Origin of the sequence: Streptomyces umbrinus, assembly GCF_030817415.1 — a bacterium.
Lineage (GTDB): Bacteria > Actinomycetota > Actinomycetes > Streptomycetales > Streptomycetaceae > Streptomyces > Streptomyces umbrinus_A.
This window is the reverse complement of sequence record NZ_JAUSZI010000002.1, coordinates 216651-231282: the sequence shown is the minus strand read 5'-3', so window position 1 is coordinate 231282 and position 14632 is coordinate 216651. Positions and strand designations below refer to the sequence as shown.

Sequence of the window (14632 nt, the reverse complement as noted above, 5' to 3'; positions counted from 1 at the left end):
ACCGAAAGGAAAAGGCCATGGCACTCAGTCTGGATCCCGAAATCGCCGAGGCGCTGGCCCCGATGGCCGGCGCGATGGCGGACGCCACACCACCGGCAGTGGGGGACATCGCGGCGCGGCGCGCCATGTGGGAGCCGATCATCGGCGCTGCGGGAACGGCCCAACCGATCCCGGCCGACGTGAAGACCAGCGAGCACTGCACGACCGCCGGCGACGGCACAGAGATAACAATGCGCTGGTACGTCAAGGACGGCGCCAAGCCCGGCCCGGCCGTGCTGTTCTTCCACGGCGGCGGATACATCTTCGGCCATATCGACCTGTTCGACGGCCCGGTTTCCCGCTATGTGTCCTCCAGCGGCGTGCCGATGCTGTCGGTCGAGTACCGCCGCGCCCCCGAGCACCCCTTCCCGACACCGCTCGAAGACGCCTACGCAGCTCTGAACTGGCTGCACGAGCACGCAGCCGAACTCGGCGTCGACCCCGACCGCATCGGTGTGATGGGCGACAGCGCCGGCGGCGGCATGGCCGCAGCCGTGTCGATCCTCGCCCGCGAGCGCGGCGGCCCGCGGATCGCCCGGCAGATCCTGATCATGCCGATGCTCGACGACCGCACCACCACCCCCGACCCGCACATCGAGCCCTACGCGCTGTGGTCCTACGACGACAGTCTCACCGCATGGCCGGCCTTGCTCGGCGAGGCCGCCGATGGGCCCGACGTCCCGGCCACAGCGGCCCCGGCCCGGCTCGAGGATGCAACTGGCCTTCCCGCGGCCTACATCGAGGTCGGCCAGCTCGACGTCTTCCGCGACGAGGACACCGCCTACGCGACCAAGCTCAGCCGTGCGGGCGTGCCGGTGGAGTTCCACCTTCACCCCGGCGCTCCGCACGAGTTCGACTCCATCGCCTTCGACTCCGACGTCGCACGGCGTGCCATCGCCGACCGGGTCCGGGTGCTCAAGTCGATCTGAGCCGCAACCACCGCTGTCACTCAACCCATGTCTCGCGCCACATGCCGTTGCGTCTCAGCGACTCTCAGCAAGGACGATTGAAGGGCCTGCCGGGATGCAGGGTTGTCAGGGTTGTTCCTATCTCCGGGTCGCGGCTGAAGTGTCTCGGCGCTGGCACGCAAGTGCTCGTTCACCGCGTACTGCGGCAGTCTGCTGACCGTCGGTCAGGGGGTGCAGCAGACACTCGATGTTCAGACCGACGGTCGGGTCACTCACACCCCGAATCTGCTTACTTCCCATTCGAGGCGCTTTGTGTTCGCCAGGGGATGTCTCACGTGGTGCATGGCTCGTGCGGCATCACGGTTGTGGGTGCTGATCTGTCGCAGCGGCTGCGCCTGGCGGCATCTGCCGCCGACGTTCGGCACCTCTTCCGCGACGGCGCATCGCCGGATCACGGCGTGGACCGAGGCGGGTCTGCGGCGCCGGCTCCACCGCGCGGTCCTGGACGAACTCGGCGCCAGGGGCGCGGTCACTGGACCTCGGCGATCATCGACGCAGCGCCGGTCAAGATCCATTCGGGCAAGGCGTCCTTCTCCGCCGACCACCTGGCCTGGCTCGGCCGCGGCCTGATCCCGCGGATCCCGCGTCCGGGAATCGAGTCCGGCGAACGGCTGGCCGCCACCGCTGGAAGATCGAACGGTCGACCTCCTGGCTGTTCGGCCACCGCCGACTCACCGTCCGATGCGAACGTAAGGGCAGGCACTTAAAACTCGCCACGTCAGACATCTCTTAATGCTTCGAAGCGGATAGGCATCACCAAGTCAGGAGGATATTGATGTCCGACAAGAAACCGGCCGCGTCGAAGGAAGCGACCGAGCCCCAGGAACGCGCAGTGGCTCAGGCGATACCACTCATTATCGGCCCAGCCGACAACACGGTTCCGATCACAGTCCAGCGGCGCACCTCGGTGGCGCCCGCCAAAGCGTTCCGGCTGATCGTTCCCATCGACCTGTCGAGCGTTTTCCACCGGGTGGCACCGTTTCCCGGCGTCAAGGGTGTGGCAAACCAGACCGAAGCATGGGACCACGTCGGACCTACCAGGAATCCGCAGTTCGACGACGGCTCGCAGGCCGACGAACAGTTGATCGAGTACACGGAAGGCGCGAGTTTTGCGTATCAGCTGACGGGATTCACGAACGTCCTCTCCCGGCTCGCGGTCGGCGTTCGGGGCGAATGGAACTTCAACCCCGATGGCGATGGCACCCTCATTCGGTGGACATACGAATTCAAGCCGTTTCCGGGTCGTCGCTGGATTCTCGCCGGTCCCTTCGCTCCTCTCTGGCGCCGATACATGGTGGCCGCCATCGAGAGGTGCCTGGAAGTGATCGAATCGGAAGAGAGCAACTCGTAGACGTTGTCCGAGACCCGCAGTCGTGGGCTGTTTGCCAGGTCAGGCCCGGAGGTGATATTCCGCCTGGGCTCCCCGAGCAGAGAATTCCGTACGGCGATATCCAGGGCCCGTCGATGAGGGAGCTGGCGGGGGTGCTCTAAGCCTTTCGTCAAGTTCGACGCCGAGCTCTACCGGCGGTTCCGGTTCCCCGCCTCCACCCGGTCGAGTCGGAAACCGACTGCAGCGGACGCGATCCGCCGCGGTTGTGGGGCGTCGGCGCGAGGCGGGTCAGCCCTGGGGTTTGGCCTTGCGGGCGTGGCGGGATGCCTTGAGTGATTCCGGCATGAAGCGGTGTTTGAGGGCGGTGCGCCGGGTGGCGGCGTCGCCTCCGACGACTTCGGCCCGTCCGTCCATCATGGCCAGGAAGCCCTGGCACGCCCGCCACAAGCAGTGGCATCAGGCTGCCCAGGGGCGGGCTTTGTCGAGGCCGACCGGACCACCCGGCCAGCACCACTGGAAGACCGCGACTGTCACTCCGAGGCACTTCCAAGCCGAGGTCATCCAGCCGGCGGAACGTTGTCAGGTCAGCAGGGCGGAAGGGAGCGTCACGCACGGGCCCAGGGCGCGACCACCGTCTTTGGGGACCGGTGATCGTTCGGTGGCGTTCGGCCGGTCAGGCGCGGTCGTGGAGGGTGACTTGGTAGCCGTCGGGGTCGGCGAAGGTGAAGGTCCGGCCGAAGGGGCCGTCGATGGGTGTGGAGACGATGGTGTGGCCGTCGGCGACGAGAGCGTCGTGGATGGCCTGGACGTCGGTGGCGTGGAGCCAGATCGCGGCGCCGATGCCGGGCTGGGCAACGGATGCGAGATCGGTGCCGGGAGCGACGTCGCGGAGTGCGAACGCGATCGGCTTCGTCTCGAAGACGACAGCGTGCGGAGGTCCGGCCTGCGAGCGGACGAGGCCGAGGTACTGCTCGTAGAACGCCTGCGAAGCGTTGAGGTCGCGCGTCTGGAGCGAGATGAAGTCGGGGCCGGTGGCGGGCATGATGATGCTCCTTCTCTTCGTGTCAGCTTTCTGACACAGGCCAACGTATGTCAGAATGCTGACATGAATCAAGACGGCGTCGACCTGGAGACGTCACTGGGCTACCTGCTGAAAGAGGCGTCGAGCGTCCTGCGCACGGCCATGGAGGAGGTGCTGCGGCCGCTCGGGATGAGCGTGACGCACTACTCCTGCCTCGAGCTGCTGGCTCAACGGCCGGGCTTGTCGAACTCCGAGCTCGCGCGGGGCGCGTTCGTGACACGGCAGTCGATGAACGTGCTGCTCCAGACCCTGGAACGAGACGGCTACGTGACCAGGCCCGCGGAGGCGCCCGTCGGGAAGGTACTTCCCGCGCGGCTCACGCCTCGCGGCCGACGGAGCCTGGAGAAGGCGACCGTGGCGGTCCGGTCCGTCGAGGTCAGAATGCTGGCCGGCATGACCGAGACCGAGCAGTCAGGCGCGTTCCGGATCCTGCAGAGCATGATCCATTCCCTGCGCGACGGCAACGACGGTGCGTAGCTCGTTCCCTGGTGCACGTCTCGCCGTGCCCGGACAGAAGTGCAGCCGAGCGCGGGAATCCGTGCCGGCGACCTCGAAAAGGTTGACAGGCGGGATCGCTGAACGTTTTCCAACCTCGTGTTGATGTGTCGTGAACGGCCAGGACGGCCAGGACGGCCTTCACGGCGCATCAACGGCCCGGTCGGCCACGCCCGGCAGATCGTCGCGGTCCGACCCTTGCCGAACCGCTGATACCCGAAGGTCCCCGGTAGCCAGGCTCCCTGTGTGACGTGGATCACGGCGAAGGGAAAACCTGTCGCCCGGGCCGGGCGTCTAGCAGGTGTGAGATCAGTCAGAGCAGCGCTGCACGAGGTGGACGAGGAGCGTCTCGTCCGGCTGGTGGCAAAAGGCGACCGTGCCGCGTTCGAGGAGTTGTACCGGCGTACGTCACCGTGGATGGCGGTGCGGCTGCGCCGCCGGTGTGTGGACGAGCAGATCGTCGCGGAGGTCATGCAGGAGACCTACTTGGCGGTCTGGCGCGCGGCGGGTGCGTTCGCCGGGACCGCGGTCGGAGGGACGGCCACCGGTTGGCTGTGGACGATCGCGGCGCGCCGCCTCGTCGACGCGTTCCGGCGCAGGGCGCACCACGCGGAGCCGCCGCCGGCCGCCGCTCCGCCCGACGTGGCGCCCGCCGCCGAGGAGTTGGCGCTCGCGGGAACCGTCGACGGTGATGTCGGGGACGCACTGAGGTGCCTCGCGCCGGAGTTGAGACAGGTACTGCAGGCCATGGTGCTCGACGGGCTGTCCGTCAGGGAGACCGCGGTCCTGCTCGGGCTGCCCGAAGGCACGGTCAAGACCCGTGCCCGCCGGGCCCGTATCGAGATGCGGAGGGCGCTGGCATGAGTATCGAACACGCGTCGAAGCGGATCATCGAGGGGTATGTGCGCGGCAGCGCGGACCTCTCCGCGGACGAGGTGTGGGCTGTGGAGGCGCATCTGGAGATGTGCCGGGCGTGCCGCGACCGGTTGTCTGCCGCAGTCGATGCCGGGGCTCCCGCCGTGGCGTCGCTCGTAGACACCGTGTGGTCCGGCCTCGAACCCCAACTCGCGGTCACTGCCACGATGCCGCGCCGACGGCGCTGGTCGGCGCCGCTGGCCAGGTGGATGACGCCCACGATGGTGCCGTGGCTGGCCATGGTCGTGGGCGTGACGCTGCTGGCCCTGCTGCTCGACCTGTCCGACACCGGATCCGGCGAGGTGTCGTTGGTGCTGCTGCTCGCGCCCATCCTGCCCGTGCTCGGCGTCGCGGCGTCCTGGTCGCGCGGTCTGGACCCGGCGTACGAACTGACGGCCTCCGTCCCCAGGGCAGGGCTCTATCTGGTGCTGCGGCGCACCGCGTCCGTTCTTGCCGTGCTCGTCCCCGCGCTGCTGGTGGGCGGATGGGTGATGGGGGTGATGGTGGCCCAGTGGCTGCTGCCCTGTCTGGCCTTCACCGCGACGACCCTGGCGCTCGGCGGTGTCGTCGGTGTGACCCGCGCCGCCGTCGTGCTGGCCGCCGTATGGGCCGCCGTGGTCGTGGCGCCGACCCTGGCCACCAGCCGTACGACCTTCGCCCTGCAGACGGACGGTCTGCCCGCGTGGGGGCTGATCCTCGCGATCGGTATCGGCGTCGTGATCGCCCGCAGAGGCGCGTACACCGTGCTGGGAGCTCATCGATGACCATCGGAAAGAACATGGGAAGGGAACACCACATGACGTCCGCCGTGAGCGCGGCCGACATCGCACCGACGGCCTACGCCTGGGAGATCCAGGCCACCGGGCTGAAGGTCAGGGTCGGCAGGAAAAGGATGGCCGTCGACGGCCTCGACCTGTCGCTGGGCACCGGCGTCCACGGACTCCTCGGCCCCAACGGGGCGGGCAAGACCACCCTCATCCGGACGCTGGCCACCGTGCTGCGCCCCACCGAGGGCAGCCTGGAGCTGCTCGGCGAGTCCGTGGGCGGCATGGGCGAGCACCGTGCGGTACGCCGCCGAATCGGCTATCTGCCGCAGGAGTTCGGCTACTACAAGCGCTTCACGGTGCGCGAGTTCGTCGAGTACATGGCGTGGCTGAAGGAGGTGCCCAAAGCGGCCATCCCCGCGGCGGTGCAGCGCGCCGTGGAGCGGGTGGGTCTGGCGGATCGCGCCGACGAGAGGATGAAGGCCCTGTCGGGCGGCATGGTGCGCAGGGTCGGCATCGCCCAGGCCATCGTCAACGACCCGACGATCCTGCTCCTCGACGAGCCGACGGCCGGCCTGGACCCTGCACAGCGGCTGCGCTTCCGCGAGCTGTTGCAGGAGTTGGGTACGGACACCTGCGTGCTCGTCTCGACCCATCTGGTGGAGGACGTCGCCGCCGCCTGCACCGACGTGGTGCTCTTCGCCGAAGGACGGCTGGTCTTCCAGGGCCCTCCGGACGAACTGGCCTCGGCGGGCGGTCCCGAACACGTGGGTGACAGCCCGCTGGAGCGCGGCTACTCGGCACTGCTGCTCAACCCCGAGCAGGGAAGGGGCACTTGGTGAACAGCCGCGTCCTGCGTATCGAATTGAGGCGTTCGGTCGCCCCATGGGCCGGCGTGGTGGTCCTGGCACCGGCGCTGGCGTTCCTGTACCTGCTGAACGGCGCCTGGTGGAGTGGCACCACGGCGTGGACGGCCCAGTGGACACCACTGGCCCTGTGGACCCGCTCCCTGCTGTTCTACCTGTGGCCGCTCGCCGTCGGGCTCGGGGCGCTGCAGGGACTGCGCGACCACCGCTCGAAGATGTCCGAGCTGCTGACGAGCACGCCGCGGCCCGCCCGGCACCGCGCGGCCACCCTGGCGGGCGCGACGGCGATCACGCTGGCCTCGGCCTTCGCGTTGCTCGTCCTCGTGGGTGGGGTCCAGGTGCTCGCCCACACCGAGTACACCCACCTCGGGTGGCTGCCCATCTCCCTGGTGGGGGCAGTCTTCCTCGTCGCGGGGGCCGTGCTGGGCATGGGAGCCGGGAGGGCCCTGCCGTCCCCGCTCACCCCGCCCGCGCTGGCCATGGGCGCCTTCGTGTTCACGGCCCTCATGCACATGTCGCTGGGCCGGACGCAGACGGACACGGCGGACGGGTTCACGAGCACGGAACCGAACCGGGTCTCGCTGCTGTCACCGACGGTGGAAGACGCGCGCGAGGCGTTCGTCACGCTCTCCGCCTCCGTGCATGTCGGGCAGACGCTCTGGCTGCTCGGCATGGCCGCGACCGGCTTCGCACTGCTGGTCGCCGCCACCCGGCGCGCCCGACTGACCGCCTTGACGCCCGTCCTCGCGGGTGCGGCGATCGCCCTGCTCGTCCTCCCCACCGACCCGCGCCGGATGTACGTCGTCGACGAGGCCGCCGCGGAGCCGGTGTGCGACGGCCCGGTGTGCGTGACGAAGACACAGCAGGCACGACTCGCGGACCTCGCGGGTCCCGGCAAGGAGGCGCTGCGCCTGCTGCACGGCGCCCTGGGCGATCAGGCGCCGGCCTCGATCCGGGAGAACACCGCAGCACTGCCGGAGGGCTCCACGCCTCAGTGGTCCCGCAAGACCGTGCTCCTCGACTTCGACGACGACATCGTCGCCGCCGCCAAGGGCGAGGAGCTCACCCGAGCCCTGATCGCCAAAGGCATGGTGCCAGGGTGCACCCCCGTCGGCTGGAGCGGCTTCGGGGGAGATGAATACGCGCAGACCATCGCGGTGGGCTGGGTCCTCGGGGACCTCAAGCCGCTCGGCGGCACGCCGGCAAATATGCGCGGCGAGGTCGAAGCCGAGACCCGCCCGGTGTGGAAGAAACTCAAGGCGCTTCCCCGGGCCGAGCAGCTCTCGCGGATCAACGCGATGCGCGCCGCAGCGCTCTCCTGCGAGGGCGACCCGTTCGAGGTGCTGTCCGGCGGTGCGTCCCGGTGAGATGGCTGACGCTGTACGCGCGCTCGCGACAGGTACCCGCGTCGCTCGCCGCGGTGCTGATCAGCGCTGTGGCGATGTGGGCACTCGCCCGGGACGGGGGCGAGGGGCCCGGCGATCCGCGACCGGCCGTGCTCGTCCTCGCCACGGGGGCGATGGCCTTCTCGATCGGGCTCGGTGGGCAGGACCTCGCGCTGGACCGGACGGCCGCGATCCGCTGGGTGCCCCGCAGGACGGCGCACGTGCTGCTCGCCGGTGCGATCGTCGCCGCGGCGCTGCTGACAGTGCAGACCATGGGCGCGCCCATGGCCACCACCGCGTTCGTCGTCCGCGACAGCGCGGGCCTGATGGGACTGGTCGCCCTGGGCGCGGTGTTCTCCGGCGGCCAGTACGCATGGACGCTGCCGTTCGCCTGGCTCTTGTTCTCGTTCTTCGCTCCGCCCCCGACGAGTGCGCCGATGGAGGTGGCGACGTGGATGCTGCTGCCTCCGGGCACGGCAGCGGGCACCTGGACGGCCCTGGTCCTCACGGTCGTCGGCACCGCGGCCTACGCCGTCGCAGGACCGAGGCGGTAACCGGACCCCGACACCTCGGACCGGGAGTCACCGTCGGGCTACGCCGGCAGGTTGATCGCGGCGATGCCGCGGTCGAAGGAGGCCAGCAGCTGCTGCTGGGCGCCATTGCGGTCCATGTCCATGACGTACGACGTGCTCACCGGTTCGAGGGGAGACCGCCAACGGTCCATCGGGCCCTATGTGTTCTTGGCGACGCCGGCGCGCCTGTGCGAGTTGACGCTGCGATCTTTGCGCGCGCCTCGGCTCAATGAAGCTCGGCCGGCATCCTCCTGGTGGGCCTGGCACGCAACGGCGCCGGCTTCGAGATCGCCTTGGGCGCCGAAGTCCTCTGAAGATTCTCTCCAGCAAAAGAACATGGACACGGTGGTATTCATCACCGGCTCCAGCGGGCGGACGGTAAGCGCGACCCCCTGATCGGCCTCCTACGCGAGTTCGCCGACTCGATCAACACCGATCCGGAATGCCTTCCGCATCGACGTCGAAGTCGTCCGACGCGCCCCGGGGCCAAAGAGTTCAAGGTCATAGACCTGTATCTCGTTCGCGTTGAACGCCGACGCCTGCAAGGTCAAGCGGCCGTGCCGGGAACATCCGGTCCCGCCGGCACGGTTGCATCGACCGGGGGACCGGCGCCGCACGGGCGGGGAACATGGAGACCACGAGGTCGTCCGCCCCGCCAGGATCCGGGCCCCCGGATCGCGGCACGCCCGCCGCGCTACTTGGACGAAGTCGTATTCCGCTGGAGGACTGTTTTGATGACTGACCGGCCCTTGACCCTCATGGCAGTACACGCCCACCCCGACGACGAGGCCACCGGAACCGGAGGGGTCCTCGCGCGGTACGCGGCGGAAGGCATCCGCACGGTTCTCGTGACGTGTACCGACGGCGGTTGCGGTGACGGACCGGGGGGTGTCAAGCCGGGCGATCCCGGCCACGATCCTGCGGCGGTCGCCTTGATGCGCCGTCAAGAACTTCAGGAGAGCTGTGACGTCCTGAAGGTCAGCGATCTGGAGATGCTGGACTATGCCGACTCCGGGATGATGGGCTGGCCGACCAACGACGCCCCCGGATCCTTCTGGCAGACCCCCGTGCAGGAAGGAGCGGCCCGACTCGCGGAACTCATGCGGCATTACCGACCTGATGTAGTCGTCACCTACGACGAGAACGGCTTCTACGGCCACCCCGACCACATCCAGGCCCACCGCATCACGATGGCGGCGCTGGAGATGACCGAGCTGGCACCGAAGGTGTACTGGACCACGATGCCCCGCTCGGGGATGCGGCGGTTCGGCGAGATCATGCGCGAGTTCCATCCGGACATGCCGGAGCCGGACCCTGCCGAGGCCGCCGCGATGGCCGAGATCGGCCTGCCCGACGATGAGATCAGCACGTGGGTGGACACCACCGCGTTCAGCGGCCAGAAGTTCGACTCGTTGGCCGCGCACGCCAGTCAGGGCGAGAACATCTTCTTCCTCAAGATGGGCAAGGAGAGGTTCGGTGAGTTGATGGGCGTGGAGACCTTCGTACGCGTCCAGGACACCACCGACGCTGCCATACCCGAGAACGACCTCTTCGCCGGACTGCGCTGATCCACCCGTCCGACCGGCAGGGAAAGCTCATCGGCCGCACGGCGCGGTCGAGCGGGTCACACACCCGCAGGCTTGTCCACGCGAGTTCCGCTCCGGCAGCCCGCGCCCAGGCCCTCGCCGACGGCGTCGACGTTTGCCCACACTGCCGACGTGACACCGCGCTCGTCCCCGAACCAGCTGGCGGCGGCACAGGTGGGAGACCTGCGGGCTGCTGACTCGGAAGGTGCGCGACAGTCCAGGTCCTGGGCCCGGCGGTCTGCTCCGATCAGGACAGATCGCCGGGGGAGTGACACGAAGCTGAGGCTCCGATGCCCGATGCCGTGAGACAGCGGAAGCAGCAGGTCACGAGTACCGTTTTCGACACCAAGCGCGAGACCCCACACCGGCTGTGGGACCTCACGTCCCGCTGCGCGCACTCACCGTGTCCTCGACGAACTCGCCCACCGCGCACGGCACATCGAATTGGCCGGCGAGCCCCGCCGCAACACCTCCCACCATGTCTGGGGCTAGGCCTCCCTGCCTTGTCTCACTCTCGGCGCGCGCGGATTGTGGGTGGGCTACCCTGCGCGCATGTGCGGACAGTTCACCGGCTGGCCGGAGCAGGCCATGGACGTGTTGTGGCAGCTCCAGGGCGAACCGACCCACGCGACCCGCGAGCGCTACCGCGCGGATCGCGAACGCCTGGTCCGGCAGCCGATGATCGCTCTGCTCAACGAGGTAGCGGACACCGACCCCCGGTACGAGGACTTCTCCGTCTGGCACTACCGCACCGACTCCTGGTGGTGGCAGAACCAGGGCGCGGTGATCCGGCTCGGCCGCAAGATCGAGATCGGTCTCCGGTTCTCCCTGGACGGTCTGCGGATCCAGGGCGCCTGGTGGTACCCAGATCCCGGCCAGGTGGACATGTTCCGCAAAGCGGTGGCCTCCGAGGGGAGCGGCCGCGAACTGTCCGCCATCGTCGAGGACGTGCGGAAGAAGGGCTACGACGTCTCCGGGGACGTGATGAAACGTCCCCCGCGCGGCTATCCGACCGACCACTCCCGTACGAACCTGCTGCGCCACCGTTCGCTGATCGCCGCTCGTCCCCTGGGCTGCGAGGAGTGGCTGCACACCCCCGAGGCGGTCGACCGGGTCCTCTCGGCCGCCGCCGACCTGGACGCCCTGCTGATGTGGCTGGTCCGCCACGTGAAGCGCGCCGCCTGACATCACGAGGCCGCCGCGCACTCAGAAGATGATGCGCACCTTCAACGCCGACCGGTCGTCCATCGCCCGATAACGGTCCGGCACCTCGGCCAGGGGGTTGGTCCGGTCGAGGAAGGGCCCCGGGGTGTGCCAGTGGTGCCATCGAGCGGCGACCTGGAGGGCTTGCGGGGCGCCGAGGGTGGCGCCTTCGGCGAAGAAGGGGGCGCGATCGCACAGACAATCTCGGTGCCGGGCCACTCGGCGAGCCAGGCCGCCAACGGGTCCGCTTCCCAGTCCGGAAGGAGGTCCACCGGGAGTCGTGTCTCGACGCCGACGAGCACAGTTCCGTAGGCATGTCCCTTGCGCTGGGCGGGGCGAATACACGGCTCCTACCTGCGATTTCCTCGTGATCTACCGACGGCGGGCGTGGAAGTCCACGGCCAGGACCGTGATACCGGTGGCGGCCAGGAGGATGAGCACGGTCATGTACAGGGCAGCCGGGGTATCGCTCAGCCATGGCAACTGTGAGCTGAGCTGCTCACGGAACCTGGTGGTCTTGAGGACACTGGAGGCCGCAACGGTGACGGCCGGCAGGCTCTGCACGACCACAGGCGTACGTTCATCGAAGCGGAAGCCCTCTTCTGGGATCGCGCCGCGGCGTGGTGGGCTGCGGCGCGATCAGAGTTCGACGGGAGGCGGGTGCGGTGTCAGCCGCGGGGAAAGCCCTCGGTATTGAGCTTGAAGACGAGTTCGTCCTCGTCGCGCTTGGTGGTGTGCAGCTCCCAGTACATCGGTGAGATCTGCTCGGGCCGGGCCGCCTCCACGCCAGGGATGACGGAGACGCCGATCGAGGCGTCAATGCCGACGTGGGCGGCCTGGATGCCGGTGCCGGCCAGCTCCTTGTGCAGGTTCATCGCCCAGTTGCGCAGCGCCGCCGCGGCGGCGTTGACGTTGGCGACCCGCGGGTCGGGCCAGATCGAGCCGGCGCCGGTGGTGTAGAGCAAGGTGCCCGCACCAGCCTCGCGCATCGCGGGCAGTACTGCCTTGGTGGCAGCGATTGCCCCGTACAGCTGGAAGTTCATCTCCGATTCCACATGCGACGGTTCGGTTCCGGCCGGAGCAGTCAGTGTGGTGATGCCGAACGTGCCCACTGGGGAGTATTCCAGGACGTCGATCCCGCCGAACTGCGAGGCGGCGTCCTTCAGTGCCTGGCTGAGGGTGGCGCGATCGAGTACGTCCGCGGGGAATGCGGCGGCGGTGATGCCCTCGGCGGTGAGGGTGCCGACGAGATCGTCGAGCTTGGCGCGGTTGCGGGAGATCAGGGCGACGTCGTAGCCCTGGGAGCCGAAGGTGCGGGCGATGGCCAGACCCAGCTGAGGGCCGGCTCCGACAATGGCGATGCTGGTCACAGCAATCCTTTCGTAGAACGCCGTCGAGGAGACACCGGCGGCGCTGAAGAGACGGAGGACATGGAAAGGCCCATCCGTTTTTGGATCCGGATGGGCCTTTCCGGTTCACCGTAGCACGTGAAATGGATAGGGCTTTCCGATTGTTAGAGTGTCCCCATGAGCCCTGGCGACCAGCACTCCGACGCCCCCGCCGCCCAGTCTGTGCGCAGTGACGTCGAGCGCAACCGGGGACGGATCCTCGCTGCCGCGCGCACCGTGTTCGGGCGCGACGGCCTGGGCGCCTCCATGGCCTCCGTGGCCCGCGAGACAGGCGTCGGGATCGCCACCGTCTTCCGGCACTTTCCCACGAAGGAAGCGCTGGTCGCAGCCGTCTTCTCCGACCGCATGGACGCCTACGCCGACGCGGTCGACACCGCCCTCGAAGACCCCGACCCCTGGCACGGTTTCACTGGCTACATCGAGGCCGCCTGCGCCATGCAGGCCGCCGACAACGGCTTTGCCGACGTCCTGACCATGACCTTCCCCACCGCCAAGGCCATGGAGAAGCGGCGGAACGAGGCGTACGAGGGCATGGTGCGACTCATCGGCCGCGCCAAGGCCACGGGCCGACTGCGTGAGGACTTCGACCCTTCGGATCTGGTACTGCTGCACATGGCCAACCTCGGCGTCGTCAATGCCTGTGGCGACGCCGCCCCCGACGCTTGGCGGCGTGTTGTCGCCTTGATGATCCAGTCCTTCGAGGCCCCGGCCCGGGCCCCCCTTCCCGCCTCGCCCGAGCATGACGCCCTCTACAGGGCCATGCTCCGCGCCGTCCCGGCCGGCGACACCGCGCGGAAGCCGGAACAGAACAGCTGACCCGCTGGGCCCCGCCGGCCTGTCTCCCCTCCGTCAGCTGACAGAGGGGATGTCGGCATCCCCGAGAGCGTCGTGCCGCTCGCCCCGATCGCCTTCGGCGCCGTGGCCTGGACGGCACGGCCATCGGAGGCCAGCTGGGTGACAGTCGCCCGATGGTCACCACACTCACCGCTGCCACAGCCACCACTCTGGTCCTGCTCCTGCTGATCCCGCTGTCCGCCAACCACGTCACGGCCGTTGGCCTCGTCTTCCTCGTGGCCCTGGCCGGATTCACAGTCAACCCGGTCGTCACCACGCTCGCCATGCGCTTCGCGGGCGACACCTCCACCTTCACCTCTGCGCTGGCCACCTCTGCCTTCAACGTCGGCATCACCGCCGACCGGCCATCGCGGGGACGGTTCTGGAATCCCCCTCGGCGTGACCGGACCGCTTCTCGTCGGCGTCGTCATCGCCGTCCTCACCCTGCTGCCCTTGATCGCCCTCGACCTCCGCGGTACGTCCAGCACGTCGCGGATCGTGCCCCGGCGCACCGCCGCCGGTACTGCGCGATGTGGCGAACCCGCACAGGTGTCAATGCACTGCTGATCACCGTTCGTATTCCCGGGAGGAGCCCGCCAATGAGCCCGGTCCACGACTTCACCGGCCCGGTAGCCCTCGTCACGGGGGCCGGCTCCGGCATGGGCCTGGCGACCGCCCGTGCCTTCGCCGCCGCGGTCTCGCAGGCGGGGGCCTTGAGCGCGGCCCTGGCCACCTACGAGGAGGCGTTCCGCATCACTGCTCACGAATCTCACGTGGAGATCCGAGCTCAAGCAGAACGCAAGGCGCCGATCCTGTCGCCTGACGATCAGTGGAGGCGAAGCCCCGGTGAAGCCGGTCAGGCGGGATCGGAAGGGTCTCATCCGATTCAGCCCCGTCCTCGCCGGTCACGACGGGGTATCAGCCGCTGGGTCGATCGTCTGAGCCACCAGTCGGGAGCGACCTCTCCGGAGCTCACGAATGACAGCAGCGCGTAGGCGGCGGCGCCGACAAGGGAGGTGGCGAAGGTAGCGGCGAGCGCAGCCGGAGCGACGCGCGCGACGGGCAGACGTCGACCGACGAGAATCGGGCCGAACAGCGAACCGCAGCCGATGCCGTCGATGCCCCCGACTGTGCCGACCACCACCGCGAAACCAGTGAACGTGTGAGGTGCGAACTCTCCAGGGG

At 68.8% G+C, this 14632-nt stretch carries 18 protein-coding genes and 1 pseudogene; 13 read left to right on the top strand and 6 right to left on the bottom strand.

All coding sequences use genetic code 11. The features are described from left to right. Positions 1–17 precede the first annotated feature (17 nt). The 3 genes from QF035_RS01675 to QF035_RS01670 all read left to right on the top strand — a co-directional run bounded on the left by QF035_RS01675 (position 18) and on the right by QF035_RS01670 (position 2358). A complete protein-coding gene (locus QF035_RS01675; protein ID WP_307517648.1) occupies positions 18–968 on the top strand; it encodes an alpha/beta hydrolase in 951 nt (316 codons plus the stop codon). A gap of 321 nt (positions 969–1289) precedes the next feature. Beyond that, the gene (locus tag QF035_RS55595) at positions 1290–1577 is read left to right on the top strand and encodes a transposase (RefSeq protein ID WP_373466595.1); all 288 of its coding nucleotides are present in this window, start codon (positions 1290–1292) and stop codon (positions 1575–1577) included. Positions 1578–1782: 205 nt separating this feature from the next. After that, the gene (locus QF035_RS01670) at positions 1783–2358 is read left to right on the top strand and encodes an SRPBCC family protein (RefSeq protein ID WP_307517646.1); all 576 of its coding nucleotides are present in this window, start codon (positions 1783–1785) and stop codon (positions 2356–2358) included. 267 nt (positions 2359–2625) lie between these two features. On the opposite strand, the gene QF035_RS01665 is transcribed toward QF035_RS01670, so the two are convergent. Both QF035_RS01665 and QF035_RS01660 read right to left on the bottom strand, forming a co-directional pair. Then, complete coding sequence (locus QF035_RS01665; RefSeq protein WP_307517644.1) at positions 2626–2754, bottom strand: hypothetical protein; 129 nt, start codon at positions 2752–2754, stop codon at positions 2626–2628. A 256-nt stretch (positions 2755–3010) separates the two neighbouring features. Beyond that, a complete protein-coding gene (locus QF035_RS01660; RefSeq protein ID WP_307517643.1) occupies positions 3011–3379 on the bottom strand; it encodes a VOC family protein in 369 nt (122 codons plus the stop codon). 63 nt (positions 3380–3442) lie between these two features. On the opposite strand from QF035_RS01660, the gene QF035_RS01655 reads away from it, so the two are divergent. From QF035_RS01655 to QF035_RS01620, 8 genes are all read left to right on the top strand, one after another. After that, positions 3443–3895, top strand: coding sequence for a MarR family winged helix-turn-helix transcriptional regulator (locus QF035_RS01655; protein ID WP_307517642.1), 453 nt, complete (start codon positions 3443–3445; stop codon positions 3893–3895). Between the two features lie 321 nt (positions 3896–4216). Next, complete coding sequence (locus QF035_RS01650) at positions 4217–4777, top strand: RNA polymerase sigma factor (RefSeq protein WP_055616834.1); 561 nt, start codon at positions 4217–4219, stop codon at positions 4775–4777. Next, the gene (locus QF035_RS01645; RefSeq protein ID WP_307517641.1) at positions 4774–5592 is read left to right on the top strand and encodes a zf-HC2 domain-containing protein; all 819 of its coding nucleotides are present in this window, start codon (positions 4774–4776) and stop codon (positions 5590–5592) included. Before QF035_RS01650 ends, QF035_RS01645 begins: the two co-directional genes overlap by 4 nt. Before the next feature lie 32 nt (positions 5593–5624). After that, positions 5625–6434: an ABC transporter ATP-binding protein gene (locus QF035_RS01640; protein ID WP_373466913.1), complete on the top strand. Its 810-nt coding sequence runs from the start codon at positions 5625–5627 to the stop codon at positions 6432–6434. Further along, positions 6431–7825, top strand: coding sequence for a hypothetical protein (locus tag QF035_RS01635; protein WP_307517639.1), 1395 nt, complete (start codon positions 6431–6433; stop codon positions 7823–7825). Before QF035_RS01640 ends, QF035_RS01635 begins: the two co-directional genes overlap by 4 nt. Next, positions 7822–8397, top strand: a complete 576-nt coding sequence (locus tag QF035_RS01630; RefSeq protein ID WP_307517638.1) for a hypothetical protein — start codon at positions 7822–7824, stop codon at positions 8395–8397. The genes QF035_RS01635 and QF035_RS01630 overlap by 4 nt, the downstream gene beginning before the upstream one ends. A gap of 752 nt (positions 8398–9149) precedes the next feature. Continuing rightward, on the top strand, positions 9150–9983 hold the full coding sequence (locus QF035_RS01625; RefSeq protein ID WP_307517637.1) for a PIG-L family deacetylase: 834 nt from the start codon (positions 9150–9152) through the stop codon (positions 9981–9983). A gap of 570 nt (positions 9984–10553) precedes the next feature. Further along, positions 10554–11186 carry a DUF2461 family protein gene (locus tag QF035_RS01620; protein WP_307517636.1) on the top strand — a complete coding sequence of 211 codons (633 nt, stop codon included), beginning with the start codon at positions 10554–10556 and terminating at the stop codon, positions 11184–11186. A 21-nt stretch (positions 11187–11207) separates the two neighbouring features. On the opposite strand, the gene QF035_RS01615 is transcribed toward QF035_RS01620, so the two are convergent. From QF035_RS01615 to QF035_RS01605, 3 genes are all read right to left on the bottom strand, one after another. Continuing rightward, entirely contained in the window at positions 11208–11423 is a 216-nt protein-coding gene (locus QF035_RS01615) for a hypothetical protein (protein ID WP_307517635.1), read from the bottom strand. A 153-nt stretch (positions 11424–11576) separates the two neighbouring features. Beyond that, positions 11577–11768, bottom strand: coding sequence for a hypothetical protein (locus QF035_RS01610; protein WP_307517634.1), 192 nt, complete (start codon positions 11766–11768; stop codon positions 11577–11579). Between the two features lie 104 nt (positions 11769–11872). After that, complete coding sequence (locus tag QF035_RS01605) at positions 11873–12574, bottom strand: SDR family NAD(P)-dependent oxidoreductase (RefSeq protein WP_307517633.1); 702 nt, start codon at positions 12572–12574, stop codon at positions 11873–11875. A 156-nt stretch (positions 12575–12730) separates the two neighbouring features. On the opposite strand from QF035_RS01605, the gene QF035_RS01600 reads away from it, so the two are divergent. Continuing rightward, positions 12731–13429: a TetR/AcrR family transcriptional regulator gene (locus tag QF035_RS01600; protein WP_307517632.1), complete on the top strand. Its 699-nt coding sequence runs from the start codon at positions 12731–12733 to the stop codon at positions 13427–13429. A 152-nt stretch (positions 13430–13581) separates the two neighbouring features. Continuing rightward, entirely contained in the window at positions 13582–14442 is an 861-nt protein-coding gene (locus QF035_RS01595) for a hypothetical protein (protein WP_307517630.1), read from the top strand. Here the strand turns inward: QF035_RS01595 and QF035_RS01590 are convergent. Continuing rightward, a pseudogene (locus QF035_RS01590) lies at positions 14388–14630 on the bottom strand (sulfite exporter TauE/SafE family protein); the annotation flags it as partial. The gene QF035_RS01595 and the pseudogene QF035_RS01590 sit on opposite strands and share 55 nt — an antisense overlap. Positions 14631–14632 lie beyond the last annotated feature (2 nt).

Coding starts and splice junctions, on each gene's coding strand:
- QF035_RS01645 (WP_307517641.1), top strand. CDS start 4,774: ATGAGTATCGAACACGCGTCGAAGCGGATCATCGAGGGGTATGTGCGC.
- QF035_RS01665 (WP_307517644.1), bottom strand. CDS start 2,754: ATGATGGACGGACGGGCCGAAGTCGTCGGAGGCGACGCCGCCACCCGG.
- QF035_RS01655 (WP_307517642.1), top strand. CDS start 3,443: ATGAATCAAGACGGCGTCGACCTGGAGACGTCACTGGGCTACCTGCTG.
- QF035_RS01675 (WP_307517648.1), top strand. CDS start 18: ATGGCACTCAGTCTGGATCCCGAAATCGCCGAGGCGCTGGCCCCGATG.
- QF035_RS01625 (WP_307517637.1), top strand. CDS start 9,150: ATGACTGACCGGCCCTTGACCCTCATGGCAGTACACGCCCACCCCGAC.
- QF035_RS01670 (WP_307517646.1), top strand. CDS start 1,783: ATGTCCGACAAGAAACCGGCCGCGTCGAAGGAAGCGACCGAGCCCCAG.
- QF035_RS01600 (WP_307517632.1), top strand. CDS start 12,731: ATGAGCCCTGGCGACCAGCACTCCGACGCCCCCGCCGCCCAGTCTGTG.
- QF035_RS01595 (WP_307517630.1), top strand. CDS start 13,582: ATGGTCACCACACTCACCGCTGCCACAGCCACCACTCTGGTCCTGCTC.
- QF035_RS01660 (WP_307517643.1), bottom strand. CDS start 3,379: ATGCCCGCCACCGGCCCCGACTTCATCTCGCTCCAGACGCGCGACCTC.
- QF035_RS55595 (WP_373466595.1), top strand. CDS start 1,290: ATGGCTCGTGCGGCATCACGGTTGTGGGTGCTGATCTGTCGCAGCGGC.
- QF035_RS01640 (WP_373466913.1), top strand. CDS start 5,625: ATGACGTCCGCCGTGAGCGCGGCCGACATCGCACCGACGGCCTACGCC.
- QF035_RS01620 (WP_307517636.1), top strand. CDS start 10,554: ATGTGCGGACAGTTCACCGGCTGGCCGGAGCAGGCCATGGACGTGTTG.